Source organism: Kaistia sp. UC242_56 (assembly GCF_044452255.1).
In the GTDB taxonomy this organism is placed as follows: domain Bacteria; phylum Pseudomonadota; class Alphaproteobacteria; order Rhizobiales; family Kaistiaceae; genus Kaistia; species Kaistia defluvii_A.
This window is the reverse complement of record NZ_JBIOAN010000002.1, coordinates 1,076,107-1,102,562: the sequence shown is the minus strand read 5'-3', so window position 1 is coordinate 1,102,562 and position 26,456 is coordinate 1,076,107. Positions and strand designations below refer to the sequence as shown.

13 protein-coding genes are annotated in these 26,456 nt (G+C 66.1%); 8 read left to right on the top strand and 5 right to left on the bottom strand.

All coding sequences use genetic code 11. From position 1 onward, the window contains the following. Positions 1 to 294: 294 nt before the first annotated feature. On the bottom strand, positions 295 to 10,269 hold the full coding sequence (locus tag ACHMWQ_RS07925; protein ID WP_396307032.1) for a hypothetical protein: 9,975 nt from the start codon (positions 10,267 to 10,269) through the stop codon (positions 295 to 297). 356 nt (positions 10,270 to 10,625) lie between these two features. Between ACHMWQ_RS07925 and ACHMWQ_RS07920 the strand changes: the two genes are divergently transcribed. After that, positions 10,626 to 10,973 carry a RidA family protein gene (locus ACHMWQ_RS07920; RefSeq protein ID WP_354552177.1) on the top strand — a complete coding sequence of 116 codons (348 nt, stop codon included), beginning with the start codon at positions 10,626 to 10,628 and terminating at the stop codon, positions 10,971 to 10,973. A gap of 117 nt (positions 10,974 to 11,090) precedes the next feature. Beyond that, entirely contained in the window at positions 11,091 to 11,477 is a 387-nt protein-coding gene (locus tag ACHMWQ_RS07915; protein WP_396307031.1) for a hypothetical protein, read from the top strand. 214 nt (positions 11,478 to 11,691) lie between these two features. Here ACHMWQ_RS07915 and ACHMWQ_RS07910 read toward each other — a convergent pair whose 3' ends face one another. Further along, positions 11,692 to 12,597, bottom strand: coding sequence for a tetratricopeptide repeat protein (locus ACHMWQ_RS07910; RefSeq protein ID WP_396307030.1), 906 nt, complete (start codon positions 12,595 to 12,597; stop codon positions 11,692 to 11,694). 699 nt (positions 12,598 to 13,296) lie between these two features. Here ACHMWQ_RS07910 and ACHMWQ_RS07905 point away from each other — a divergent pair. Together ACHMWQ_RS07905 and ACHMWQ_RS07900 are read left to right on the top strand one after the other, a co-directional pair. Beyond that, a complete protein-coding gene (locus ACHMWQ_RS07905) occupies positions 13,297 to 15,651 on the top strand; it encodes a glycosyltransferase family 2 protein (protein WP_396307029.1) in 2,355 nt (784 codons plus the stop codon). 179 nt (positions 15,652 to 15,830) lie between these two features. Continuing rightward, complete coding sequence (locus ACHMWQ_RS07900; RefSeq protein WP_396307028.1) at positions 15,831 to 20,648, top strand: autotransporter domain-containing protein; 4,818 nt, start codon at positions 15,831 to 15,833, stop codon at positions 20,646 to 20,648. Between the two features lie 120 nt (positions 20,649 to 20,768). Here the strand turns inward: ACHMWQ_RS07900 and ACHMWQ_RS07895 are convergent, their stop codons facing one another. Further along, on the bottom strand, positions 20,769 to 21,914 hold the full coding sequence (locus ACHMWQ_RS07895; protein WP_396307027.1) for an alpha/beta hydrolase family esterase: 1,146 nt from the start codon (positions 21,912 to 21,914) through the stop codon (positions 20,769 to 20,771). A 226-nt stretch (positions 21,915 to 22,140) separates the two neighbouring features. On the opposite strand from ACHMWQ_RS07895, the gene ACHMWQ_RS07890 reads away from it, so the two are divergent. The 3 genes from ACHMWQ_RS07890 (at position 22,141) to ACHMWQ_RS07880 (ending at position 24,071) form a co-directional block, all read left to right on the top strand. Then, entirely contained in the window at positions 22,141 to 22,653 is a 513-nt protein-coding gene (locus ACHMWQ_RS07890) for a ferritin-like domain-containing protein (protein WP_396307026.1), read from the top strand. Positions 22,654 to 22,710: 57 nt separating this feature from the next. After that, positions 22,711 to 22,968, top strand: a complete 258-nt coding sequence (locus ACHMWQ_RS07885; protein ID WP_396307025.1) for a hypothetical protein — start codon at positions 22,711 to 22,713, stop codon at positions 22,966 to 22,968. A 248-nt stretch (positions 22,969 to 23,216) separates the two neighbouring features. Continuing rightward, a complete protein-coding gene (locus ACHMWQ_RS07880) occupies positions 23,217 to 24,071 on the top strand; it encodes a sensor histidine kinase (protein ID WP_396307024.1) in 855 nt (284 codons plus the stop codon). A gap of 98 nt (positions 24,072 to 24,169) precedes the next feature. Here the strand turns inward: ACHMWQ_RS07880 and ACHMWQ_RS07875 are convergent, their stop codons facing one another. Continuing rightward, positions 24,170 to 24,955 carry a hypothetical protein gene (locus tag ACHMWQ_RS07875; RefSeq protein WP_396307023.1) on the bottom strand — a complete coding sequence of 262 codons (786 nt, stop codon included), beginning with the start codon at positions 24,953 to 24,955 and terminating at the stop codon, positions 24,170 to 24,172. A 553-nt stretch (positions 24,956 to 25,508) separates the two neighbouring features. Here ACHMWQ_RS07875 and ACHMWQ_RS07870 point away from each other — a divergent pair. Continuing rightward, complete coding sequence (locus ACHMWQ_RS07870) at positions 25,509 to 25,724, top strand: hypothetical protein (RefSeq protein WP_396307022.1); 216 nt, start codon at positions 25,509 to 25,511, stop codon at positions 25,722 to 25,724. Between the two features lie 46 nt (positions 25,725 to 25,770). On the opposite strand, the gene ACHMWQ_RS07865 is transcribed toward ACHMWQ_RS07870, so the two are convergent. Then, on the bottom strand, positions 25,771 to 25,944 hold the full coding sequence (locus ACHMWQ_RS07865) for a hypothetical protein (protein WP_396307021.1): 174 nt from the start codon (positions 25,942 to 25,944) through the stop codon (positions 25,771 to 25,773). Between the last annotated feature and the right edge of the window lie 512 nt (positions 25,945 to 26,456).

The following is a 26,456-nucleotide window of genomic DNA, read 5'->3' as shown; positions in this document are numbered from 1 at the left end:
GTGTCATGATCCTATCTCCCTCCCTCTCGGCCGGGGGCGGACATCCGCTCCCAACGCCCAATTTCAGCTCTTTTCGCAGGTGAGAGCTTTCGTTCATATCAGATAGCAAGCCGCCATCCTGTCAACTGGTATTTGGTGCTGGACAGCACCTGTTTACGCAGCGGGATCAAGCCTGGCGCGGGGGGCCGCCGGCCGCCCGAAGCAAGACGCCCGCCCCCGTGAAAATCACGCGAACGGGCGTCCTGTGGGATCGAGCTTGCCAGCCGCGCCGGAGCGCGGCTGGCAAGGATTTTTCTACCAGCGGACCTGGAAGCCGGCATTGCCGCCATAGGTCTGGACATTGTCGGCGAACTTGCCGTCGAAGGTGGCGAAGAACGAGGTGTCCGGGCCCCAGTTCATCTTGAAGCCGGCATTGACCGCCAGTGCATCCTCGGCCGCCGCGGCGCCCTGCACGACGAAGGGATAGCCCGGCGCCGAGAGGAAGCTCGGATTGACCGAGCGATCCGGATTGAACTCGTGCACCCATGCCGCACGCGCCCAGGGTTGGATCGTCGTATCGCCGCCAAGTCCGATCACCGTATCGAACTGCATACCGAGCGAGGACGGCAGCGACGTTATGGTGCGGCTGGCATAATCGAGGCCCAGCACATCGCCATTATGCGAGGTTTCCGAGAAGCCCTGCATCGAAAGCGAGGCGAACTGCAGCCCGGCAAAGCCCGTGACCGCGCCGAGCCCGGCCACCGGCTGGCGCCAGCCGGTCTCGACCTTGGCGCCAAAGCCGCCGCTCAGGAAGTCGCCGTCCCAGCGCTCCGAGAAGCCCGGCACGGGATTGAGCGGCGCATCGGTGCCCGGCACGGTGGCCTGGCGGGTGGTGCTGTTGTCGTAGATGTCGAGCGAGACGGCGCCATTGGCGTAGAGCTGGCCCCACTTCTTCGACGCATAGGCACCGAGATGGCCGCCGACGATGTTGCCGCTCGTCTCGCGATCCGGCACCGAGAACGAACCCGCGCCGCCGCCGAGCGCAAAGCCCATCAGCGTGTCGGGATCGAGCTGGTAGTCGAGGCCGGCCGCCAGGCTGCCGCCCTTGTAGGTCAGGTCGGCGCTGCCGACGACCGTCGGATCGCCGGTGACGTTGCCGGAATTGCCGCCGACCGTAGCCCAGATCTTCCAGCGGCGTTCCTCGGCCTTCGCCAGGGCTTCGAAGGCCGGGTTCTTGTCCGGCTCGGCGGCATAGCCGAGCGGCTTCGGCGCGAAACTCTGGCTCGCCGGGTCGATCCCGATCCCGATGCGCCAGCTATCCGCCTGGCTGGTCATGGCCGCCAGGAAGGTATTGTTCATGTCGAATTCGGGCTGCTGGAAGCCGCTGACGCCCTCGCCCGAGATCGAGTCATAGATCGCGCCGAGCGCATCCAGCGTCGGCACATAGAACAGCGCCGCCGCGATCTGCGTGAATTTCGGCGACGTCAGATCCGTCTGGATCGCATTGATCGCCGAGCCGACCGCGGTCTGGTTTTCCGTCAGGCCGCCGCGGGCGTAGTTGATGTCGACATTAAGGACGACATCCTGCGGATCAAGCGGATAGAGCAGCTTGTACTGCGCCACCGCGCTCTGGATGGCGTCGATGGCGAGGCCCTCGTCCGTGACGCCTTCCTCGGTGTGGATGATGACGTAGTCCGTGCTGCCGGTGCGCGCCGCACCCGGGTTCATGACGTTGATGGCGACGAAGCCATCCACTACGGCCGTGCCGCTGACATCGATCCGGTCCGTCGTGCCGGCCAGGTCGAGATCCAGCAGGTAAGCCGCCTTATCGGTCTGCTCGAAATTGCCGGTGAGGGTCGTGGTCATCACCCGGTCCCAGTCGCCGGGATTGATGTAGCCTTCGTTGAGGTACTTGCCCGTCGCGCCGAGATCGACGGTGTCACCCATGTAGTGGATGGCCTCGAAGCGGTTGTTGAAGGCGTTCTGGCCTTCGCCGAGCGCGACGGAACCGATGGTGATGGACTCGTTTTCAAAGGTGTCGTCGCCGCCCGTGGCGCGCATGGCATAGCCGTCGATCAGGTCGATCGAGGTGACGGTTCCCTTGTTCGTGAGCTTGTTGGTCTTGCCGTCCTTGAAACCGACGCCGGCGCCCATTTCGGAGCCCCCAACGACCTCCACCTTGTCGTCGATGGTGACGTCGATGTCGCCATTGCCGCTGCCGCCGACGCTCTGGGCCAGAATGCCAAAGGAATTCTTGCCCGTGACCGCGACATCGACCGTCTGGGTCAGCGAAACCGTCTCGCCATAGCCTGTCCCGCCGACCGAGCCCATGAAGCCCGCCGGCATCGCAAACAGGCCGAAGGTCTGGGCGCTGGCGCCGGAGAACCGGTCGAGCCCGAGATAATTGCCGTCGAAGCCGCCGACACCGCCGCCGCCGCCGACCGACTGGGCGAAGACGCCGACCGAGTTGTCGCCGGAGATCAGGATCTTGGCGTCGCCGGTGATCGTCACCTTGCCGCCATTGCCGGTGCCGCCATTCTGGGTGGCCTCGACAATGCCGTCCGTGCCCGCCGTGACGACGCCGCCGCCGCCACCAACCGACTGGGCGAAGATGCCGACCGAGCCGTCGCCGGTGAGGCCGATGGTGCCAGTACTGGTGACGGTCACGTCGCCGCCCTTGCCGGTCACGCCATCGCCGCCGATGACGGCCGCATCGCCGAGCGCGACCGCCGTGGCCGCGCCGCCCCTGCCGCCGCCACCGCCGACCGACTGCGCGAAGATCGCGACGGAATTATCGCCCTCGATCAGCATGTTGCCGTCATTGGTGACCTTGACGATGCCGCCATCGCCGCCGGCGCCGCCCGAACCGCCGATCGCCACGGCGATCGAAGGGGTCGCGCCGAGGCTGGTCAGGTAGGTGATGCCGCCCGTGCCGCCGCCGCCGCCGACCGACTGCGCCATGATGCCCGTCGAGCCGTAGCCCTTGGTGTGGATGAGGCCGGTCAGTTCGTTGGTGACGGTGACGTCGCCGCCCTTGCCGCTGGCGCCACCGGCGCCACCGATAGTGAAGTCGAAGCCGGAACCGCTGGTCAGGGCTGTGCCGCCGGTCATCGCGCCATTGCCACCGCCACCGCCGATCGACTGGGCGAAGATCGCCACCGCCGCGTCGCCCGTCGTGGTGATGCCGCCGGCATTGGTGACCTTGACGATGCCGCCATCGCCGCCGCCGGCGCCCCCGACGCCGAGCGAGCCCGAGGTCAGGCTGGACGCGAAGCCGCCGCCGGCATTGCCGCCGCCGCCACCGACCGATTGGGCGAAGATGCCATGCGAGCCATAGCCCTCGACCAGGATGTTGCCCTGGCGAAGCGTGGTCGAGCCGCTCTGGACGATCTGGTTTTCGACCGTGACGTCGCCGCCATTGCCGGTCGACGCCGTATCGCCGCCGACCGTGATCAGGCCGTAGGTGCGGCCGCCGGAGCCGCCGCCGCCGCCGATCGACTGCGCATTGATGCCATCGGCGCCATCGCCCAGCGTGTGCAGGGTGTTGGAGTTGATGACCTTGACGCCGCCGCCATTGCCGGACGAGCCACCAGCGCCGCCCACCAGCACCAGCGCCGGAACGCTGTCGGTGAACTTGCCGGAATTCTTGCCGCCGCCGGAGCCGCCGCCACCGCCGACCGACTGGGCGAAGATGGCATGGGAATCGAGGCCGGCCGTCTGGATCATCGCCGCGTTGGTCACGTCGACCTCGCCACCGACGCCGCTGGAGCCGCCCGAGCCGCCGACACCGACAATGGTGAGACCGACCGAGCCGCCCGCGCCGCCGCCGCCGCCGACCGACTGAGCGAAGATGCCCGCGGAATCGTCGGCATGGGTGAGGATGCCGCCATAATTGTCGACCGTGACGGTGCCGCCGAAGCCGGCGGCCTCGCCGGTGCCGCCAATGGCGAGCAGTGCGCCGGCGCCGCCGCCGGAACCGCCGCCGCCGCCGACCGACTGCGCGAAAATGCCGTTCGAACGACCGGTGTCCGCGTCGGGATTGGTGCGGATGCCCTGGTTATTGAGGACGACGCCGCCGAAGGTCTCGATCAGGGCGATATTGGCCTGCGACAGGTCTTCCTTGCCATTGGTAACCGTAACCGCGCCGCCATTGCCGCTGGCGCCGCCGCTGCCGCCGAGCGCGATCGTGCCCAGCATGCCGGCATTGCCGTCGCCGCCATCGCCGCCGCCGCCGCCGATCGACTGCGCGTGGATCGCGTTCGAGGTCTGGCCCTCGGTGGTAATGTGACCGGTATTGGTGATGATCACGACACCGCCGTTCCCGCCCTCGCCGCCCGTGCCGCCGATGCCGATGGCAGCGGAGCGCTTGAAGCTGCCGGTGCTGAGCGGCTTCAGGAAGGTGAGCGGGTCGATCGGCACGAACGGGATCGACACCAGGCCGCCAAGGCCGACATAGGCGTCGCCACCGGTACCGCCGCCGCCGCCGACCGACTGGGCGAAGATGCCCATCGACTTGTCGCCATGGGTGGTGATGAAGTCGAGATTGGCGACATCGACCATGCCGCCGAGATTGCCGACACCGCCCTCGCCGCCGACCGTTGCCTGCAGGTTCCAGTTCGGCGACTTCTTGACCTCGTCGCAATCCGCCGGGGGCTTGCAGGAAGGGCCGAGCTGCAGCGAGATCGAGTTGGAACGGCCGCCAGTGCCGCCGCCGCCGCCGATCGACTGCGCGACGATGCCGGACGAACCGACGCCCGAGGTCTCGATGCCGCCATCCTGGGTGATCTTGACCTTGCCGCCGAGATTGCCGTCGCCGCCGAGGCCGCCGACCGCGACGCTGACATTGACCTGCGTGCCCTTGGTGTTGCCGCCAAGGCCGAGCACGCCGGTGACCGCGTTGCCACCGGAACCGCCCCCGCCGCCGATCGACTGCGCGAAGATGCCGAAGGCACCGTCGCCCGTCGTCGTCAGCAGGCCGTCATTGTCGATCGTCACCGGACCGCCAATGCCGCCATCGCCGCCGAAGCCACCGACCGCGACGCCGGCATTGACGTTGCTGCCCTCCTGGCCGAGCACGCCGATCGTCGCCGCGACCGCCAGGCCGCCATTACCGCCGCCGCCGCCGATCGACTGCGCCTGGATGGCGTGCGCCTCGACGCCGCTGGTGGTGATCGAACCGCGGCTGTCGACGATGACGATGCCGCCGCCGCTGCCTTCGCCACCGAAGCCGCCCAGCGAGGCGGACAGGCTCTTGGCATTCGGGCCGCCGATCGTGCCGGCGATCGACATGCCGCCATTGCCGCCACCGCCGCCGACCGACTGCGCGAACAGGCCGACCGACTGGTCGCCTTCCGTAATGATGGCGCCGTCGCGGATGACCGTGACGTCACCGCCCTTGCCGCCGCCGCCGCCGAAGCCGCCGACGGATACGCCGACCTGACGGCCTTCCTCGCCGCCCGAAATACTCGCCGAAACGCTGAGGCCGCCATTGCCGCCGCCGCCGCCAACCGACTGGGCCAGCACGCCATAGGCCTTCTTGCCCTTGGTCTGGATGATGCCGGTCGAATCCACCGTCACCGCTTCGCCGTCGCCGGCCGCGCCGCCGAGGCCGCCGAGCGATGCGGAGATCGCCGTCTTGGCGCCGTCCTCGGCCTTGCCGAGCGTGCCCTGGATGGCCGCGACGAAGGAGAAGCCGCCATTGCCGCCGCCACCACCGACCGATTGCGCCAGGATGCCGTTGGAGCCGTCGCCTTCGGTCAGGATGTTGTCGACCGAGGTCACATTGACGGTCGAGCCATTGCCGCCGCCGTCGCCGAAGCCGCCGATCGAGACGGCGACCGCCGTCTTGGCGTTCTGGCCGGTAACCGAGATCGCGCCGGAGAAGCCGCCATTGCCGCCGCCACCGCCGACCGACTGGGCGAAGATGCCGTTGGAATCGCCGCCTTCGGTGTGAATCGTCGCGGCATTGCCGTCGAGCGTGGCGCCGAGATTGCTGTTGACCACGACCGCACCGGCATTCTGCCCGGCGCCGCCGAAACCGCCGACGCTGACGCTGGCGCCGCCCGAACCGTCCACGGTCAGGTTACCGGCGACCGAGAAGCCGCCATTGCCGCCGCCGCCCGCGACCGACTGCGCCAGGATGCCGTTGGCGATCTCGCCCTTGGTGGAGATCGTGCCGGCATTGTTGACCGTGACGAGGCCCGACGTCCCGCCAGCGCCGCCACCGCCGCCGAGCGAGACGGAAACGCTGCCCTTCTTGCCAGAACCGCTGGCCGCGAGGCTGAAGCCGCCATTGCCGCCGCCGCCGCCGACCGACTGGGCGAGGATACCGTTCGAGCCGTTGCCGAGCGTCAGGATGTCGCCCGTGCTGCCGACGGTGACCGCCTCGCCCGCCCCGCCAAGACCGCCGGAGCCGCCGAGGCTCACGCCCGCGGCGCCGCCATCGGTCGAGATGGCGAGCACGCCGGCGAAACCGCCATTGCCGCCGCCGCCACCGACCGACTGGGCCAGGATGGCGGATGAATTGTCGAAGCCGGTGCGGATGTCGCCCGTGCTGGTGACGGTGACGACGGCGGCCTTGCCGCCGCCCTTGCCGCTGCCACCCAGCGCGACGCTGACGCCAAGCGATTTGCCGCCGCTGACGGCGGCCGAGAAGCCGCCATTGCCGCCGCCGCCGCCGACCGACTGCGCCACGATGCCGGACGCGCCGGTGCCGCCGCCGGCGATCAGGGTGCCGGTCTCAAAATCATAGCCGGTGGTGATATTGCCGGTCGAGACGACCGTCACGACGCCACCCGCGCCGCCCTTGTCGGCATTGCCGCCGAGGCCGACCGCGATGCCGGCGTCCTGGCCGAGCGCCAGCGTGACGTTGGAACCGCCATTGCCGCCGCCGCCGCCGACCGACTGCGCGAAGATGCCGATCGACTGGTCGCCGCCGGTGGTCACGTTGCCCGTCGAGGTAAGCTCGACCAGCTTGCCGGCGCCGCCGCCGCCACCCGAACCGCCGAGACCGACACCGACGCTGCCGCCCTGGAGCGCGATCGAGCCGGCGCCGGAGAAGCCGCCATTGCCACCGCCACCGCCAATCGACTGGGCGAAGATGCCGATCGACTGGTCGCCGCGGGTTTCGATGTCGCCGGTCGAGTGGAGCGTGACGATACCGCCATCCTGGCCCGCGCCGCCGCTGCCGCCAATGGCAACCGTGGCGGCGAGCGCGCCAGAAGTGAAGGCGCCCGAGACCGAGAAGCCGCCATTGCCGCCGCCGCCGCCGACCGACTGCGCGAAAATGCCGTTTGCCTGCTGGCCGTTGGTGGCGATGTTGCCGTAATTCGTGACGTCGACATCCTTGCCGATGCCGCCCGTGGCGCCGCTGCCGCCGAGCGAAACCGCGGCCGCGCCGCCGGCGCCGCCATAGGAGCCGGAGGCGCTAAGCGCGACCGAGAAGCCGCCATTGCCGCCGCCGCCGCCGATCGACTGCGCCACGATGCCGGACGAGCCGTCGCCGAAGGTCAGGATGTTGTTCTGGGTGACGACCGAGTTGAGCTTCTTGCCATTGTTGACCGTGACCTTGCCGGCATCGCCGCCGCCGCCACCCGTGCCGCCCAAGCTGACGCCGACGCCAACCAGGCCGCCGGCCGCGAGCGTGCCGGAGAATCCGCCATTTCCACCGCCGCCGCCGATGCTTTCCGCTAGGATGCCGACGGCATTGTCGCCCTCGGTGACGAGGTTCCAGTTGCGTCCGTCCGTCGTATTGATGAAATGATCGGCGCCATCGGCGTTCACGGTGACATCGCCGCCCGAACTGCCGGTTCCTCCCGAACCGCCAAGCGCGACGCTGACCGCGCCGGCGCCGAGCGCCGCGCTGATCGCGAATCCGCCATTGCCGCCACCGCCACCGATCGACTGCGCCAGAAGGCCGGTCGAATTGGCGCCCTTGGTCCAGATCGAGCCGGAACTGTCGACGGTGACGGTGCCGCCAAGGCCGCCGCTGGCGCCGCGGCCACCGATATTGACGGCAATGCCGATACCGCCGAGTGCGCCGCCGACCGAATAGCCGCCATTGCCGCCGCCGCCACCGATCGATTGCGCGAAAATGCCCTGGGCGTTGTCGCCCTTGGTCACGATGTCGCTGAGGCTGGAGACGTTGACGATGGTGGCATCGCCACCCGCGCCACCGGTGCCGCCAATGCCGATCGCCGCCGCGAAGCCGGCGCCCACGGCATCCACGGCGACCGCGATGGCTGCGCCGCCATTGCCGCCGCCGCCGCCGACCGATTGCGCGAAGATGCCCCGCGAGCCGTCACCATAGGTCGTCAGCGACCCGGCCGTTTCCACCGTGACAGCGCCGCCCTTGCCGCCCTTGGCGCCATCCCCGCCCATGGAAAGCGCCAGCGCGCCGACCGTGCCGGATACGGCGAAGCCGCCATTGCCGCCACCGCCGCCGATCGACTGTGCGAACACGGCGTCGGATTGCGCGCCATGCGTGATGATCGAGTAGCGGTTGTCCTGCGTGTCGCGCAGCACCTGCACGGCGCCGGCATCTCCGCCGCCCGCGCCTTTGCCGCCCAGCGCAACGCTGAAGCCCAGGCCGCCGGAATACGCGCCGCCGCCATTGCCGCCGCCGCCACCAACCGACTGAGCGAAAATACCGGCCGAGTTGAGGGATTCGGAACCGTTGATTCCCGTCTCGATATTGCCGCCATTGATCACCGTGACCAGACCGCCGGCGCCACCGGCACCGCCGGATCCGCCGGCCGAGAACAGGCCACCGGCCGTGCCGCCATTGCCGCCGCCACCGCCGACCGATTGGGCGAAAATGCCGGCCGAGGCCTTGCCGTTCGTCTTGATCGTGCCTGTCGCCGTGTTGGTGACCTGGACGATGCCGCCATTGGTGGTGGAACTGCCGGAGCCGCCAAGCGACACGAGGCCGCCGCTGGAGCCACCATTGCCGCCGCCGCCACCGATCGACTGAGCCAGGATACCGTTCGAGGATTCGCCCTTCGTGACGATGGCGCCCGAATTGGTGACGCCGACCGCGACTTCATCGGCAAGGCCCGTGGCATAGCCATAGCCACCGAGGCTGCCGCTGCCGCCGGACGCGAACAGGCCGAAATTGGAACCGCCATCGCCGCCGCCGCCGCCGATCGACTGAGCGAGGATGCCCTGGGAATTGTTGCCCGTCGTGGTGATCGAGCCGCCATTCACGACGAACACGACACCGCCATTTCCGCCATTGCCGCCATCGCCACCCGACGACGCAAACAGGCCGAAGCCGCCGGCGCTGCCGCCACCGCCGCCGCCGATCGACTGCGCGACGATGCCGTGGGAATAGATTCCGGACGTGGTGATCGAGGTGCCGGCGCTGGTCGTGACATTGGCGTTGCCGCCGCTGCCGGCCGCGCTGCCGCCGCCGGGATTGAAGACGAGACCGCCGCCGCCGCCGCCGTTGCCACCACCGCCGCCTTGGCTGACCGCCGCGATGCCGACCGAATAATCGCCGGTGGTGATAACGCTGCCGCCCGTGAAATTGACCGTCGCGACGCCGCCGCTGCCGCCGAGGCCGCCATCGCCGGCGTCACCGGAAATGCCGTAAGCGCCGCCACCATTGCCACCGCTGCCCGCCATGCTGGTCGCGACGATGCCGGCCGCGTGCTCCGCGCTGGTCGAGACTTTGCCGCTCGCATTGACCGTGGCGTTGCCGCCATCCGCGCCGTCGCCGCCATCGCCACCGTCGGAGAAGACATAGCCATTGCTGCCATTGCCGCCGCGGCTGCCATTCGACTGGGCGACGACGCCCGGCTGGCCGCTCGTATTGCCGCCGACCACGCCGTTAGAAGCATTCGCACCCGGCTGATAGTTGACGACGAGGGTCGGGCCGGAGTTTCCGGTCGGGCCGCTCGCCGCCTTCACCGGCGGGGCGATGCAGTTGGCGCCGGCGCAGGTCTCGGCCTTGGCGGGATCTTCGCCGCTGGCGGGCACGGCCGGCGTAATCGTGCAATCGGCCTCCGCGCCCTCGGCCGGAGCGGCGCAGGTGTAGTGTTCGACGGCAGCCGGATCACTGGGGGTGGATCCGGTGCCGGTGAGCGAGACCTGCGAAAGGTTCGACGTCAGGGAATTGACGTTCAGCGTCAGGACGCTCGGCGCCGTATAGACGGCCGAGCCGCTATTGGCGTCGCCGGTGCAGTTCATCACATTGCCGGTCGCGCCGACACAGGCGGCATCGGCCGGATCGCTGCCCGTTGCGATCGCAAACAGCGCCAGGATTCCTGAAACCAGGAGGGCGGCGAGCATCGGCTGAATGGGCCTGATCCGACGGCGGCCTCCGACAACACGTGCCTGCGCCGTTGCTACCCGCGAGCAAATTCCGAACATGTATCGGCTCCCCAGCCTTCGCACCGAAGAGCACGAATTGCTCCGCATACATCTATAGGGTTACCGAAACGTAATGTTCCTAAAGGTAAGCTCTGAAAGCGTTTTCGAAATAGTGTTGCGAAAGCGCAGCATTTTGCGGCAAGAAATCTCACCCTGGGTTGCGCGCCTAGTCACCCCACCCATTGCGAGTGGTGCCGAAGGCCATCTCGGACTAACAAGGAGCACCGCCCCGTTGGACGCGAGGGGGGCAAGCCGAGACAAAAGGAGAGCTGCTCGTGGAGATTTTCAGACTGGAGCCGGCGGCGCGCTGGTGCGAGGCGGCGACGCATGACGGCGTGGTGCATGTTGCCGGACAGGTCGGGCCGGCCGGCGCCGACATCGTCACCCAGACACGCGGCGCGCTGGCCGAGATGGACCGCGTGCTGGCGCTTTGCGGAACCGACAAGTCGCGCCTGCTTTCGGTCACCATCTGGCTTGCCGACATCGCCGACTTCGCCGCCATGAATTCCGTCTGGGATACCTGGGTCGACCCGGACAACACGCCGGCGCGCGCGACAGGCGGCATTCCGCTCGCCGATCCCGACTATCTCATCGAGATCACGGCGGTCGCCGCGCTGCCCTGAGGCAAGCGAAATCGCCTTCAGCTTCCGGGTTGCGGCGATCACCATTACGTTACGGAACAAAGTATCGACTCTCGGCAAAAGCTGAGCGATGCTGCCGGAAACGGGAGGCTGATCATCATGCGCATTGCAATCCTGGCGCTGCTCGGGCTGCTCGCGGGCTGCACGAGCACGCCCACGTCCACCGCGCCGTCCATGGCCACGGCGTCCGCCCCGGCGGGCCCCAGCGCCAGGCTCAACCGGGCATATGCCGCCTGCCAGGCGGCATATGAGAGGAGCGCCACGCCGACGCGGACGAGCCGGGCCCAGTGCCTGAACGCCGCCGAGAACCGCTATGCCGGGGAGTTCCCGGATCGCGAGGCTCTGAGCCAGCAGCAAGGCCTGCGCCTAGCCCTGGCCAAGCGGGTCGATAGCGGCCAAATGACCCAGGACGCCGCAAACGCTGCCTACACCCGAGAGCTGACCAAGATCCAGGCCGCTTCCGACGCGCGCCGTGCCGCGGGCTGAGCCGGCTGGCATCCCCATCCGTGCATCTCTTGGTCAGAAGGCGGTTCGGGCTCGGCACCCTGCCCTCTCTCGCGGCAAGGCCATCGAGGGGGTAGAGCGGCGACGTCCATCGCGCTCGCTCGCGAAAATGGGTGAGCGAACGGGCTGCATCCGCTGATAGAACGACGCAGAAAGGCCGGCGAAGCTGCTTCGCAGTGCTGTTCCGGAAGCGGTTTCAGTTCGCGGCCGTGGCCGGCTTCGGCTGCGCGCCGTCCAGGGCCGTCAGGCGCTGCATCACCCATTCCGGCGCGCCGGGATTGGCAACGGCCAGCTTGTAGTAGCGGACCGCCTCCTTCTTGTTCCAGCGCTTGAGGCCCTTGCCGGTCTCGAGCGCCAGGCCGTAGCTCGCCTGGGCGAGATGATTGCCCTGGTCTGCCGACGCCTTGTAATATTTGGCGGCGGTCGCGTCGTTCTGGATGACGCCGGTGCCCTTCTCATAGAGCTGGCCGAGCTTGAACTGGCTCCAGGCATTGCCCTGATCGGCCGCCTTCTTGTACCAGGCGACCGCAGTCGGATAGCTCGGCGGCACGCCTGCGCCGGTCGCGTACTTGTCGCCCAGCGTGTATTGCGCCCATGAATTGCCGAGTTCGGCGGCCCTGCGGTAGTTCTTCAGCGCGTCGGCCGGGCTGGCCGCCATGCCGATGCCCTCCGCCTGGAAACGCGCCAGATTGTACAGGGCCCAGTTGTTGCCCTTGGCGGCCGATTTCTTGTAGAGCGCCAGCGCCTTGGCAACATCCTTCGGCACACCGGTGCCGTTTTCGTAAAGGGAGCCCAGGCTGTTCTGCGCCCAGTCATTGCCCTGGCCGGCGGCCTTGGCATACCAGATCGCGGCCTGCTTCGGGTTCGGGGCGACGCCCTGGCCGTTCTCGTACATCTTGCCGACATTGACCTGACCCCAGGGGTCATTGGCGTCCGCCGCCTTGCGATAGAGCGCCATGGCGCGCTCGTAATTCAGCGCGGCGAGCGCCTTGTCGCCCTCGTCGTTCGGCCCGGCATGGGCGCAAGCGAGGGATCCGGCCAGCCAAAGACCGCCGACCAGAGCTCGTAGCGCCGATCGGCCGCGCAATAAATGATAGCCCATGCTTTGAACCCAACCCCTTTGCGCAGATCGGGTCCCCGGCCATCGGGCCGAACCACGATCTCGTCATGCCGCCCCATTCGGAGACCACAACGAATGCTGGAGCCCCCGGATCGCGACATTGGTAGCCGCTGCGTCGCCGGGCGACAAGACGGGCCATGTAGAACCAATCAACGAAAACCGTGACATTCCCGCCACAGATTCCCGTCACGTAAACCGCAGCCGTTGCGCCGCTGCGTCGCCCCGTGTAACGGAGGGAAAGGGTCTGACGAATCCAGTTATGTCGTTGATTTTTTGTTCTTTAATACGAAACTTACTTCGGTTGACGTAACGACAACGCCTTGAGCTAGCCGGGGGGCTGCCAAAAATGCAGGATGGATTAGGTGGGCAGCCCGCATCATGGGCTGAGGGATTTCTGCGTGGCTCGGGGCCTCGGCAGACCATCGAAGCAAAACCCTCCTCTTCGCCCCTCTCCCCCTGTATTGTATTACAGAACAACTTTTCGACCGATCCTTCTAATCTTGGAGTTGCGCCCGTCGGCCGTCGCAACCTGCCGCTGGGCATGATCGGCCATCCGCCTCCATTCGAATCCGGCAACACCGCGTCTCGCTAAACCACGCGAGATGCCACGCGGCGCCTTCAGGCGTCCCGGACGAGCCCCGGCTCATCCCTCGTTGCAAATCCGGATCGAACCAAGCCTGCATGCCTGTTCTGCGCCTCCCCTTCTCGAGATCCTCGACCCGCGCCGCCTCGCGCGAGCCCTTTCTCGTGCTGTTCTTCCTGTTCTGCTCGCTCGCCTCGGTCGGTGCGCTGGCCGTGTTCCTCTATGTCCTGGACGACATGCATCTCGGCGACCGGCTGCTCTATTGCGGGCTGCTGCTCGGCCTCATCTATTGCTGCCTTTCCTACCAGCTGAGCCGCTATGGCGCGGCCCGGCGCGCGCAGCAGCACCGCGCCTTCGCCGAGGCCGAGGTTGCCTATCTGCTGGAGAATCGCGCACCGCGTGTCGCCGTGCTGATCCCGACCTATCGGGAAGAGCGGCGCGTCATCATCATGACGATGCTTTCGGCAGCGCTCGCCCGCTATTCCAATCGGCGCATCGTCCTGCTCGTCGATGATCCGCCGGGCGATCCCGACTCGGTCGAGCTGACGCTTTCGGCGGTCGACGAAGTCTGGGACATGCTCGACAAGCCGATGCAGGCGCTGCGGATGGAAGCCGCCGCGTGGGAGCGTCGCGCCAAGGCCGGGCCGACCGACTTTGCCGCCGAGGCTGGCCGGCTGAAGCGATGCTACGACCACGCCGCCTACTGGCTGGAAAATCTGGCTCGCACGCTGCAGGCCGGGATCTCGCCGGCCTTCGGCCATGTCGACCGCTTCTTCATCGACCGGATCGTGCTTGATCTCGCCCGGCATTATCGCGCGGAGGCCGGCCGCGTGGCGGAAGGCGGCCTGAGCAAGGCTGGGATCGCGCGCGAATATCGCGTCCTCGCCGATCTGTTCTGCACCGAGATCAGCAGCTTCCAGCGCAAGACCTTCGAGAACCTGTCGCACGCGCCGAACAAGGCGATGAACCTCAACGCCTATATCGGGCTGATGGGCGGCAGCTACGTCGCCCGGCCGACGCAGCGCGGCGCCCTGATCGAGGCGATCGATGCGAGCGCCGCCGATGCGATCGCCATTCCCGGCGCCGACTATGTGCTGACGCTCGACGCCGACAGCGTCATCCTCAACGACTACATGCTGCAGCTCGTCCATCTGCTGAACGGCAATCCGACGCTTGGCGTCGCCCAGACCCCGTACCTCACCTTTCCCAAGGGAACTTCGCCGGTCGAGCGGATCGCGGGTGCCACGACGGACATCCAGTACCTGATCCATCAGGGCGCAACCTTCTTCAACGCCTCCTACTGGGTCGGCGCCAACGCCCTCATCCGTTTCACCGCGCTGGAGCAGATTGCTCGCCAGCAGGTCGAGGGCGGCAAGAGCTGCAAGGTCTTCATCCAGGACGAAACGGTCATCGAGGATACCGGCTCGACCATCGACCTGCTGCAGGCCGGCTGGTCGGTGCACAATCACTTCTCGCCCATGGCCTATAGCGCCACGCCGGCCGATTTCGGCGCGCTGGCGATCCAGCGCAAGCGCTGGAGCAATGGCGGGCTGATCATCTTCCCGATGCTGCTCCGCCAATATCTCGGCAATCCCGGGCGGCTTCGGCGCCTGCCGGAACTGATGCTGCGGACCAATTATCTGCTGTCGCCGCTGATCGGCAATGTCGCGGTCTTCATCCTGATGATCTGGGCGGGATCCGACGGCCGCGCGCTGGTCTGGACGCCGCTGGTGATGATCCCCTATTTCCTGCTCTATGGCAGCGACCTGAGGCGGCTCGGCTATCGCTTCCGCGACCTGTTCGCGGTCTGTGCGCTTAACCTGATGCTGCTGCCGGTGAGCTTCGCCGGCATCGCCGCCTCCATCCGTCAGATCATCACGGGCAAGAAGGGCAGCTTCTCGCGCACCCCGAAGGTCGCCGACCGCACGTTCATCCCGCCCTACTGCTTCCTGTTCAACGGCTTCATGCTGCTGCTGATGCTGCGCTATGTCGCCGAGGGCCTGCTGGCCGGCCAGTATCTCGGCGCCATCGTTCCAGCGCTCAATGTCTCGCTTTACGGCTACGGGCTGCATCGCTTCATCGGCTTCGGCAATGGCTTTGCGGATCTGGCCCTCGCGGCGCGGTCCTGGGTCGCGGCCGCGCTCAAGCCGGTCTTCGCCACCCGCGACATGGCCGGCAATGGGCTTCGCCTGCTGAACCAGAGGCCGGCGCGCGCCATGGGAGCCGCCGGGCTGTTCGGACTCATCCTGCTCGCGCCGATGAACCTGACGCCGACGCTTTCGCCGGAAGATTTCATCGGCGGCGCCATCGCCAGCCAGCCGAGCAGCGCGGCGACCGCCGCCGCACCGATGAAGCCGAGCCTTCATCCAGTCGCCCGCGCATCCGTCGCCGAGTTGGACGCGGCGCGCGCCGCGCTTTCGAGCCTATTGCGAGGGACCGCCAATGGCCCTTGAGCAACTGGACGCTCGTACGCTGCGACGTTCGCCTGGCCGGACCGCGATCCAAGATTCCAGCCGGGCGCCACGCGCTTCCGGCCCAGACAGAAGAATTCATCCGGACTGGAGCGCCGCGAAGTCGCGGGGCGAGTTCGGAAGCAGCCGATCAAACAAAGCATTCAGAGCCGGGGGACAAAGTGTCTAAATCAGAAAGCGTAGGGGGCCTCGGCCACCGCCAGCAGAACCGCCCTGTTGTTTCGCCGGGAGAGACGGGCGACGCTCGGCCTTCAGCCTGGCGCAGCGCCCTGTTCGGCAGCGCGGCCACGGGCGCGATGATCCTGGCCATGGGCGCTCCGGCCTGGGGTGCCTGCGTCAACAACGGCACCACGCTCAATTGCAGCGGCAATCTGTCCAGCGGCATCGACATCGCCGAGACGGACAGCATCGACACGCTCAATGTCTCGAGCGTCACCGGCGATATCGCACCGGCCGAAGGCACGTCCGGCATCCGCTTTCTTTCGAACGGTGCGGTCACCATCGAAAGCAACATCGGCGCACACGCCATTCATGCAACGGGCGACGGTGCCGACGGCATCAAGGCGCAGAGCTATGAGGATGGCGACGAGAATATCGGCGACATCGCGATCCACCATACCGGCGCTGTGAAGTCCGACGACGGCTTTGGCGTCTGGGCTGAGACCGATGGTGCCATTACGCTGACCACCAACGGCGCGATCGAGGCCGGCAAGGATGCCATCAACCTGCATGGCACCATGGGCGGCGCGATCACCATCGACGTCACCAGCGACCTGACTTCGACCGGCGGCGCCGGCATCGCGGCTTCGACCAATGGCGGCATCAGCGAAGTCAGCGTCGGTGACATCAACGCCGCGACGGACGGCATCGCGCTGCAGAGCTTCGAGACCGGCACTGTCTCGGTCGACCATACCGGCGACATCGATGCGCTGGGCGGCCATGGCATCTACGCTTCGGGCAACAGCACCGTTTTGTCGACGAGCGAAGGTGAGATCCGCGCTTTTTCGGACGGCATCCATCTGGAAGGCCATGGTTATGGCGACCCGATGATCCTGACGCATGCGGGTTCGATAACCACCGACGAAGGCTATGGCGTCTATACGGATGCCATCGTGACCGTCAATGTCGACGTCGACGGCGCGATCGACGCCGGCGGCACGGGCATCTATGCCCGGTCTAGCCAAGGCACGACCACCGTCAACCATGAAGGCGGTTCGCTGATCGCCCGCGAGGGTGACGGCATCGTCGCCAAGTCGCCGAACTCAACCGTTCTGGTCACCAACAGCGGTACCCTGCAAGCCAAGGGCTTCGGCATCTATGCGGAAAGCGGCTCCGGCTCGGTTACCGTCAGCCAGACTGGCTCGCTCGAGTCCTACGAAGGCCAGGGCATCTATGCGACCTCTGGCGCTGGCAATGTCGAGGTCAGTGCGACAGGCACTGTGACCGCTAAGCTTGGCGGTGTAACCGCCACGTCGGGAGGCGGCTCCGCCAAGGTCACCCAGACCGGCGCGATCACCTCCTATGAAGGCAAGGGCGTCGTGGTGACGTCCGGCTCCAGTTCGGCGACGCTGGAAGGATCGGGCGCGATCACCAGCAAGGGCGACGCGATCACCGTTTCGAGCAGCACCCTTGCGACGGTCAATCATACGTCCGGCGCGATCGAATCCACCAACGGCTCCGGCATCAAGGTCAGCGGGAGCGGTGGCACCGCCTCGGTCACCAATAGCGGCAAGATCACGGCTTACCAGGACGGCATCCGCTCGGAAGCGACCTACAGCAACACGATCAACCAGACCGGCGCCATCACGGCTTCGAACGGCGCCGGCATCTGGGCAACCTCCAGCGGCGGCAGCGTTTCCGTTACCTCGTCGGGCAATATCGAGAGCAAGACCACCGGCATCCACGCCAAGAGCGACAGCAGCGACGTCATCGTTGCGCAGACCGGCACGGTCACCTCGAATGCCGGCAAGGGCATCGACACCTATACGCCGAACGGCTCGATCACCATCGGCACCGGCGCCGTTGTCTCCAAGCTTGATGGCATCACGGCGACCAATCTGAGCGGCCAGGCGATCGGCATCACCAGCGCCGGCGTCACCTCGTATGATGGGGCCGGCATCCTGGCTTCGTCGGCGACGGGTTCGATTACCATCACCAATAGCGGCGCCGTGACGGCGCAGCTGGAAGGCATCAAGGCCACCAACCTCGGCAACGGCACTGTCTCGATCACCCAGAACGGCGGCCTGACCTCCTATTCCAAGACCGGCATCACCGCCTGGTCGTCGACCGGCGCGATCAATGTCACCGGCGAAGGCGACATCACCGCGGAACTCGACGGCATCAAGGTCGGTAATGAGGGCTACGGCACGATCACGATCGACCGGTCCGGCGTCATCACGGCCTACAAGGGCAGCGCGATCCTCGCCTCGTCGACCGATGCCGAAATCTCAGTCAAGAACACCGGCGTGATCACGGCCGAACTCGACGGTATCGTCGCGACCAATATCGGCGCCAACACGGTCAGCGTCACCCAGAACGGCAACCTGACGGCCTATAAGGGCACCGGCATCGTCGCTTCCTCGGCATCGGGCGAAGTCGCGGTTTCCAACACCGGCACGCTGGTCGCGGATCTCGACGGCATCGTCGCCACCAACAAGGGCGACACCGCCGTCAGCGTCTATCAGGACGGGGACCTCACCGCCAACAAGGGCACGGGCATCGTCGCCACCTCGACGACCGGTAAAGTCTCGGTCACCAGCATCGGCCAGTTGATCGCCGATCTCGATGGCATCGTCGCCTCCAATGTCGGCATGCAGGGCGTCACGGTCGATGCCGGCGGCGTTACCGCCAACAAGGGGACCGGCATCATCGCCGAATCCTCGCTGGGTTCCGTGACCGTGCGCGGCACCGGCAACATCCTGGCCGATCTCGACGGCATCCTCGCCAAGAACGAGGGCGCAGCCGCCATCAACGTCACGCGGAACGGTAACATCACCGCCAGCAATGGCAGCGGCATCGTCGCCGTGTCGGCGCTGGGCGCCATCACCGTCATCAGCGACGGCACCATCCTGGCCAAGACGGACGGCATCTATGCCGGCAATCTCAGCGACCAGGGCACCATCTCGGTCGACCACACCGGCGACATCACCACCACGAATGGCAGCGGCATTCGCGTCGAAACCGCCAATGCCGACATCGACATCACCACCAACGGCGATATCGATGCGGCCCAGGACGGTATTCGCCTGACCAGCTATGGCGACCAGGACGTCACGATCGATGGGGGCTCGGTGAAGGGCGGCGAAGGCTTCGCCGGCGTCAACTTCGACGGCGGACATCTGAACTCGCTGACCAACAACCTGGGCGGCGAGATCCTCAGCGCCGACGGCATCAACGGCCTCGCCATCTCGGCGCGGGACAGCGACACCACGATCGTCAACAACGGCACGATCACCGGCAATGTCGTCCTCAGCGACTGGGCGAACAGCTTCCTCAATGGCGAGGACGGCACGTTCAACATGGGCGACACCATCCATCTCGGCGCCGGCAACACGCTGACCAACAACGGCATCGCCACGATCGGCGGCGACGCCATCGCAACGACCGCGCTCACCGGCTCGTTCGTCAACGGTTCGACCGGCACACTTCGGATCGACATCGATCTGGAGAACTCGACGGCCGACCAGCTTCAGGTCAGCGAGAGCGCCCAGATGGCCGGTTCGCTCGGCCTGCATCTGACATCGATGGGAGAATTCGGCCAGACCTTCACGGTCGTCACGGCCGAAAGCATCACCACCAATGGCCTGTCGGTCTCCAATCCGCTGGTCAACTACACGATCCAGTCTTCTGGCAGCGACCATCTCGACCTGACGGTCGCCGGTTACGATTACCTGACCCAGGGCCTGAGCCCGAACGGCACGGCGATCGGCGGCTATCTCAACAGCGCGATCGGCAACTCGCCATCGCTCGATCCGATCGGCCTGGCGCTGCTGAACCTCGCCTCGCTGGACGAAGTCAACGATGCCTACAACCAGCTCTCGCCGGATACCTATCTGAACGAGCAGATGACGGCGATCTATGACTCGCTCGGCTTCGCCACCAGCATGCTGAGCTGCAAGGTCCGCGACGGCGCCTATGCCTTCAACGCCGAGGGCGAATGCGCCTGGGGCCGGATCGGCTACAGCACGTTCGACCGCGAGACGACGGCGGAAAATGCCGGCTTCGACCGAAATACGTGGGAACTGGCTGGCGGCGCGCAATATGCGCTCAAGGATGACTACCGCATCGGCTTCGCCGTCGCGGCAGGCACCTCGAAGGCGACCGGCGTCGATGGCGCGACCAGCGACGGCAAGCGGATCGAGGGCGGTCTCGTCGTGAAGTACGTCCCCGGCCCGCTCACGCTGGCAGCCGGCGTTTCGGGCAGCTATGGCTGGTACGATACCGAGCGTTCGGTCAATTTCGGCGACTTCAACAACGACCTGACCGGCAAGCCGGAGGCCGGCTCGCTCAACGCCCGCCTGCGCGCCTCCTATGACTTCGGCAACGAGTCGATCTACATCCGTCCGCAGATCGAAGGCAACGCCACCTATCTCTACCAGGCGGCCTTCACCGAAGAAGGCGGCATCGCCGCCGTCTCCGTCGACAGCGGCTCGCGCACCGTGTTCAGCGTCGCGCCGGAAGTGGAAGTGGGCGGCCAGGTCATCACGGCCGGCGGCACGATGATCCGGCCCTACGTCAAGGGCGGCGTCACCGTCTTCTCGAACGACAGCTTCGACCTCAACGCCCGCTTCGCCGCGGACACGTCGGGGACGAACGACTTCACCGTCACCAGCAGCACCGACCGGCTGCTGTGGAACACCTCGGTGGGCGTCGACATGCTGTTCGAGAACGGCAACACCGTGCGCGCCTTCTATGACGGCAATTTCGGCCAGACCTCGACCGAAAACGCCTTCGGCCTGAAGGCCAGCCACAACTTCTGATCCCGACCCGGCCAAGCCCGGATCCGCGAAACGAAAAGGCCCCGCAGCAGACGCTGCGGGGCCCTTTTTTTATCCAAAACACTACTACCGGCTCGGCAGCGGTGCCGACGTCCGTGCGCGTTACTTCATGAGGCCGGCGGATCTCAGCGCGGCTTCGATGATCTCGCCGACCTTTCCCGGGGCCGCGTCCACGCCCGCCGAAGCGCGCTCGCCGACGTGGGCGGGCTCCGGCATGGCGTCGCTGCGAACATATTCGTCGCCCGATACGGCGCCGGTCGGCTGTTCCGCCGGCCGTGCCCGGACGCCGCCCGTCAGGCCCCAACCTTCCGCGATCTCATGCGTCGAGCCGATGCCGACATCCAGCATATAGGGACCGGGATTGCCGTAGGCGGCCGGGCCGGTCGAGGCGAGCGGCGTGCCGTGGCCCATCCCTTCGATCCGGTGCAGCGTGATCTTCACTTCCCCGTCGCGGCCCGACCATTCGCTCGTTGTGCGGCTGCCGAGCGTCCGCCTGGCCGAGGGGCTGCGCTCGAGCGCATGCACCTCGAGCCACTGATCGACGATGGCGTCCGCATTGGTGGCATGAACCGTATTGTCCGCCGTGCCCTGCCAGATCGAAATCTTCGGCCAGGGCCCGCCATGCGAGGAGGCGCTTCGAAGGCCGCCCTGAAGTTGGCCCTGGGACGGCAGGGCATGGCCCCGCATCCTGTCAAAGGCTTCGGGAACACTTTGGGCAACGCCGTGCGCGAGCCCCGCGATGATGGCGCCGCCGGCAAAGACTTCGGGATAGGTGGCGAGCATCGTCGCAGCCATGGCGCCGCCCGCCGACAGCCCGGTGACGAAGACGCGGCGCGGGTCGATCGCATGCGCGCGGCTCATCGCCTCGATCATCCCGCGAATGGAGGCAGCCTCGCCCCGGCCCCGCTGCGTGTGTTCCGGCAGAAACCAGTTGAAGCAGAGATTGGGATTGTTGGCGCGCTGCTGCTCCGGGAAGAGCAGAAAGAACCCCTGTTCCTCGGCGAGCGTGGACCAGCCGGATCCGTGGTCATAGCCATCGGCCGTCTGCGTGCAGCCATGCAGTACGACGACGAGCGCCGCGTCGCGAGCCGGCCGCGACGGGATGAAGGCCTTGGCGTCGAGATGGCCGGGATTGGAACCGCTGAGGCGGAACGGCACGAGACGCGACGGGCCGCTGCGGGACTGCGGGGCCGCGGCGCGGGCTTTCATCGCGGCGAGCCGCGCGAGGGTATCGGAGAGGGGCCGCATCAGGTTTCCATCCGCGCTGGAACATTGGGACCAGATAATGGGAACTCATGTTGCGCTGCACAACGGCCGAAATCGAGGCGAACGGAACGGATTCGCCTCTGAGAGGGTTGTAAGGGCAAGTCACCGCACAATGCCGCAATTGCGACCAAGGACCGTCCCGCACGGGTCTGATGGGTCCCAGAGCTATGGGTGACGACCCAATCATCCCCTTTCCCAGGAGGCCATCATGGGCATTTTTTCCAAAGACATCGAAACGCTTGACGACCTGTTCGTTCACCAGCTCCAGGACATCTATTACGCCGAAAAGCAGATTCTGAAGGCGCTGCCGAAGATGATCGAAAAGGCGACGGCGCCCGAGCTGAAGAGCGGCCTCACCGCCCACCTTGCCGAGACACAGGGCCATATCGAGCGCGTCGAGCAGGTCTTCGAAATGCACGGCGCCACCGCCAAGGCGGTCGATTGCCCGGCGATCGACGGCATCCTCAAGGAAGCCGACGAGGTTGCCGGCGACGTCGCCGACAAGCAGGTGCTCGACGCTGCCATCATCGCCTCCGGCCAGGCGGTCGAGCATTACGAGATGACCCGCTACGGCACGCTGATCGCCTGGGCTCGCCAGCTGGGCCGCGATGATTGCGCAGCCGTGCTGCAGGAAAATCTCGACGAGGAGAAGGCTGCCGACAAGAAGCTTACCAAGCTCGCCGAGGGCGCGATCAACGCCCACGCCGCCGCTGCCGAGTAATCCTCCGCGAAGGCCGATGGCGACGCCATCGGCCTTCCAGCCCCTGGAGTCCACGACATGACAGACCTGCGCCGCCTGGGTGAATTCTCAGGCATGGATACAGCTCCCGGGGATGGCCAGCTGGTGATCGGACGAAGCGGGAATGGCGAGGAATATCTGATGCGCTGGCGAAGCCCGACGCGCATCCTGAAAGAGGACGGGCCGGACGATCAGAAGCCGGCCTATTGGGCGCGCTGGCACGGCGATGACAAGGTCGAGCCCAAGGAGTGGGCACTGACCGAGCTCACCATGGAGGACGTGCTGGACTGGGCCTAGCGCTTGCGGCGCCATCTCCGGCGAGATGCTTAGCGGGCCCAGCCCGACCCGCGAGACGCTGCGGCGCCGGCGGCCTTGCGCATTCCATGAGATGGGCGCTTCATCCCGACCATGAAATCCTTCCGGAATACCGCGGACGCACAATTGCTGGCCCAGGCGATCGTCAACACGATTCCTGAACCGTTTCTCGTTCTCGACGCGGATTTTTCCGTGCTCCGGCCAGTCGATCTTTCTATCAGACCTTCGGGGTGAGCCCCGATAGCACGCTGGGTTCGATCCTTTTCGATCTCGGCAGCGGCCAGTGGGATATTCCTGCACTCCGCGAGCTTCTTGGGACGATGGCCCCCTCCAAGACAACGCTTGATGGGTTCGAGGTCCGGCATGATTTCCCGGGCCTTGGCGAACGGGTCATGATCCTGAACGCCAGGACGATCGTCTATGATGACGGGGCGACCTCGACGATCCTGCTGACCTGCCGCTACGTAACCAACAGCCGGCTTATCGAGGCGCAGAGGGCGGAGCTGCTGGACAAGGCCGAGGACCTGCTCCGCCAGAAGGACATCCTGCTGCACGAGATGGAGCATCGGGTCGCCAACAGCCTGCAGATCATCGCCAGCATCCTGATGCTGAAGGCCCGGGCCGTCACTTCGGAGGAAACCCGGCATCACCTGCAAGATGCGCGTCAGCGCGTCCTGTCCTTGGCCGCCGTGCAGTCGCTGCATGCCTCAGAGGGCATCGACCGCATCGAGTTCAGCACCTATCTGGAAAAGCTCTGCTCCAGCCTGGGCGCCTCGATGTTCGGCGAAGGCCAATCGATCGAGATCCGGGTGATCGCCCAGGCGGGCTCGGTGGAGTCGGCCCGCGCCGTCAGCCTGGGCCTGATCGTGACCGAACCGGTGATCAACGCCATCAAATACGCCTTCCCAGCCGATAGCGAAGGCTCCGTCGTCCTGGTCACCTATGAAATCAACGGACCGGACCGGAAGCTGGTCGTTTCCGACAATGGCGTCGGCAAGCCGTCAGGCGGCCCGCCGAAGAAGGTGGACTCGGGACCATCATCGTCAAGGCTCTGGTGGACCAGCTCGGCGTGCAGACGGAACTGACCAGTAGCCATTACGGCGTGACCGTCTCGATCACGCGGGCCACCTTCGCATCCCACGTGCCGATCGCCGTCTGACGCAGACATTGCGGCACCTGCAATTTAGGCGAGCGGAACGCTCCGGCCTTCCTGAATCAGTCTGGCGATCGGCGACCCGGGAGGGGCGCGATCGATGAGCCGCTTCGAATACTCGTTCCACAGATGGACCACACGGGTCCGCGGTGTCGCGAAGTTCTCGATCGTCAGGTCGGGTTCGATCAGGAGGTCGGCATAGATCTTGGGCAGGCCGTAGAAGATGTCGGGAGCCGAAGCCCGATCGGCCACCCCGTGCCTCTGTGCAAAGTGGGTCAGCGCGAGCGGGCCGCTCGTCCCCCAAGGCATGTCGGCCAGGGCGACAGCCGCGCCCAGACGGGCGCGAAGTTTGTACCATCGGCGCTGCCGCCGCCCCAGCCAGGGCGGTACAAAGGCCTTTTGCGCGCCGATCTTCCGCATGTCGGCCAACAAGGGTGAATCGCTGGGCAAGCGAAGAACCGCGTTGCAGATGTAGTTTTGGTCCTCGAAGCCCATGATGTATTCGGCCTCTTCAATTGGCCGGATGCAATAGCAATCGCAGTCAACATAGATGCCCTGCTCGGCAGCCTGGATTTCATATCGGAATAGATTGGCCGTCATGGAGTAACTGCCGGACGGCCGGTGCACCGCGACGCGAGACGGAGGCAGCAGATTGGCAGCGTCGACCAGTTCTATGCCTGCAGGAGCATCGGATGGCGCCGTGTAGACATGAAGCTTCACCCGGTGTCCGGCCTTAACAAAGGAATGAAGGCAGGCGATGGCGATCGGACCCAGCCGTGGCCCGATCCAGAAGGCGTTGATGACAGGCAGTTGCATGACGTGCGACTCGACTTAGCGGCGTGCCGCCACATGGTTGAAGCAGTCACATCGTGCCCCTCCAAATTGCAAACGTCGAGCCTCAATCGGCGGGGTTCGTGCGCTTCTCTGGCGCACGGCGTGGCTTCTCCGTCAGCCCGCGCCGAAGCTGGAACGCAACACTGGAACGATGGCCAAAAGCCAATAAGATCAAAGATTTTGAAAAGTAATGGTGCCCGGAGGCGGATTCGAACCACCGACACGCGGATTTTCAATCGCCTGCTATCGCAACGAATTCAATGCCTTGGTCTTCCGTTGCGCGTCTACAGGCGATAAAATATCAATGACTTAGCTGCGATTTGTCTACAGCATACTGCCCCGGCTCATGTCCTACCGTCGCCTGCGCATACCCCTCGCTGCCTGGATCTTCGTATCGGCTCTATGGGCTGTGCTGCTCTGGAACATAGGCGGGAACGTCTTGGCGCTAGTCAGGTGGATGGCGGGGTGGTGAGGCGATCCATAGACCCCACAGCGCAAATCTGTCAGATTCAACTGGAGCGATAGGAGCGCAACGATGCTGCAGCCATTTCGACCTGACGGGACGCCGAAGCCGAAGCTGGATATCACCATGGACCGAGACCTGCGCCCCGGCATCGGCTATTGCACGATGGCCGATGGCTCCGAGGTCAAGATCCTCGTGCCGGACCAGACACCACCGCGTGGCGCGGTGAGCGTCAGGCTCTCAATTCATGATTACGGTAGCCTTATGGGTGCTGCTGCTAGGCAATAGCCCGGCCCCGTCCGAAGACAGGGCCGGGCTGATGATGGCGGTGGGTTTAACGCTCCGTGCTTCTCAGGCTCGCCTCAGTCAGGCGCCGTGCCCGATCAAGCTGAGAGCGGTCCCAAGCCATAAAGACAGGGCCACTCATCTTGATGTCGTACTGGGCCGCCTCGCGATAGGCTTCCAACTCGTCACGCTCTGACTGCGACAGCGCATCCATGCGGGCCATTTCAAATGCTCCTTCGTGGCTCACACCGAAGCGTGAGCGATAGGATCGACGCGGGACCGGTCTGGCGGCCTTTCATTCGAAGACACTTGCCAGTCCCCCGTGGCATAGCCGGCGGGGACCAGACCTGACTTTCGACGGCCACCATCCGGAGGCGCCGCCGCGTCGCCCGCATTCTACCCCATGCCGAATCGCGTGTGAATCCCTGCTTGACGGGATAGCGATGGCAGCGCGAGAACGTCCGGATGGGCGGAGTCATTCGAATTGGAACAGTCGGGGAATTTCTGGACGACGGCACGGGTCTCAGCATCCACTGCCTGGATTGCCCCCGGCACGTTGAGATCGACCTTAAGCCGATCGCCGAGAGGTTCGGCCGTGACTACCGTATTGTCGGGCCAGACACGCCATTCCGCCGTTCCCTGCGATGCTCCGTCTGCGGAAGCCGCAACATGCAGATGACGGTTATCGCCCCGGGCACGCGTGGGCCAGGGATCTCTCGGGACTAGAGCCCGGCG

Coding starts and splice junctions, on each gene's coding strand:
- ACHMWQ_RS07925 (WP_396307032.1), bottom strand. CDS start 10,269: ATGCTCGCCGCCCTCCTGGTTTCAGGAATCCTGGCGCTGTTTGCGATC.
- ACHMWQ_RS07915 (WP_396307031.1), top strand. CDS start 11,091: ATGCGCATTGCAATCCTGGCGCTGCTCGGGCTGCTCGCGGGCTGCACG.
- ACHMWQ_RS07910 (WP_396307030.1), bottom strand. CDS start 12,597: ATGGGCTATCATTTATTGCGCGGCCGATCGGCGCTACGAGCTCTGGTC.
- ACHMWQ_RS07905 (WP_396307029.1), top strand. CDS start 13,297: ATGCCTGTTCTGCGCCTCCCCTTCTCGAGATCCTCGACCCGCGCCGCC.
- ACHMWQ_RS07895 (WP_396307027.1), bottom strand. CDS start 21,914: ATGCGGCCCCTCTCCGATACCCTCGCGCGGCTCGCCGCGATGAAAGCC.
- ACHMWQ_RS07890 (WP_396307026.1), top strand. CDS start 22,141: ATGGGCATTTTTTCCAAAGACATCGAAACGCTTGACGACCTGTTCGTT.
- ACHMWQ_RS07885 (WP_396307025.1), top strand. CDS start 22,711: ATGACAGACCTGCGCCGCCTGGGTGAATTCTCAGGCATGGATACAGCT.
- ACHMWQ_RS07875 (WP_396307023.1), bottom strand. CDS start 24,955: ATGCAACTGCCTGTCATCAACGCCTTCTGGATCGGGCCACGGCTGGGT.
- ACHMWQ_RS07870 (WP_396307022.1), top strand. CDS start 25,509: ATGCTGCAGCCATTTCGACCTGACGGGACGCCGAAGCCGAAGCTGGAT.
- ACHMWQ_RS07865 (WP_396307021.1), bottom strand. CDS start 25,944: ATGGCCCGCATGGATGCGCTGTCGCAGTCAGAGCGTGACGAGTTGGAA.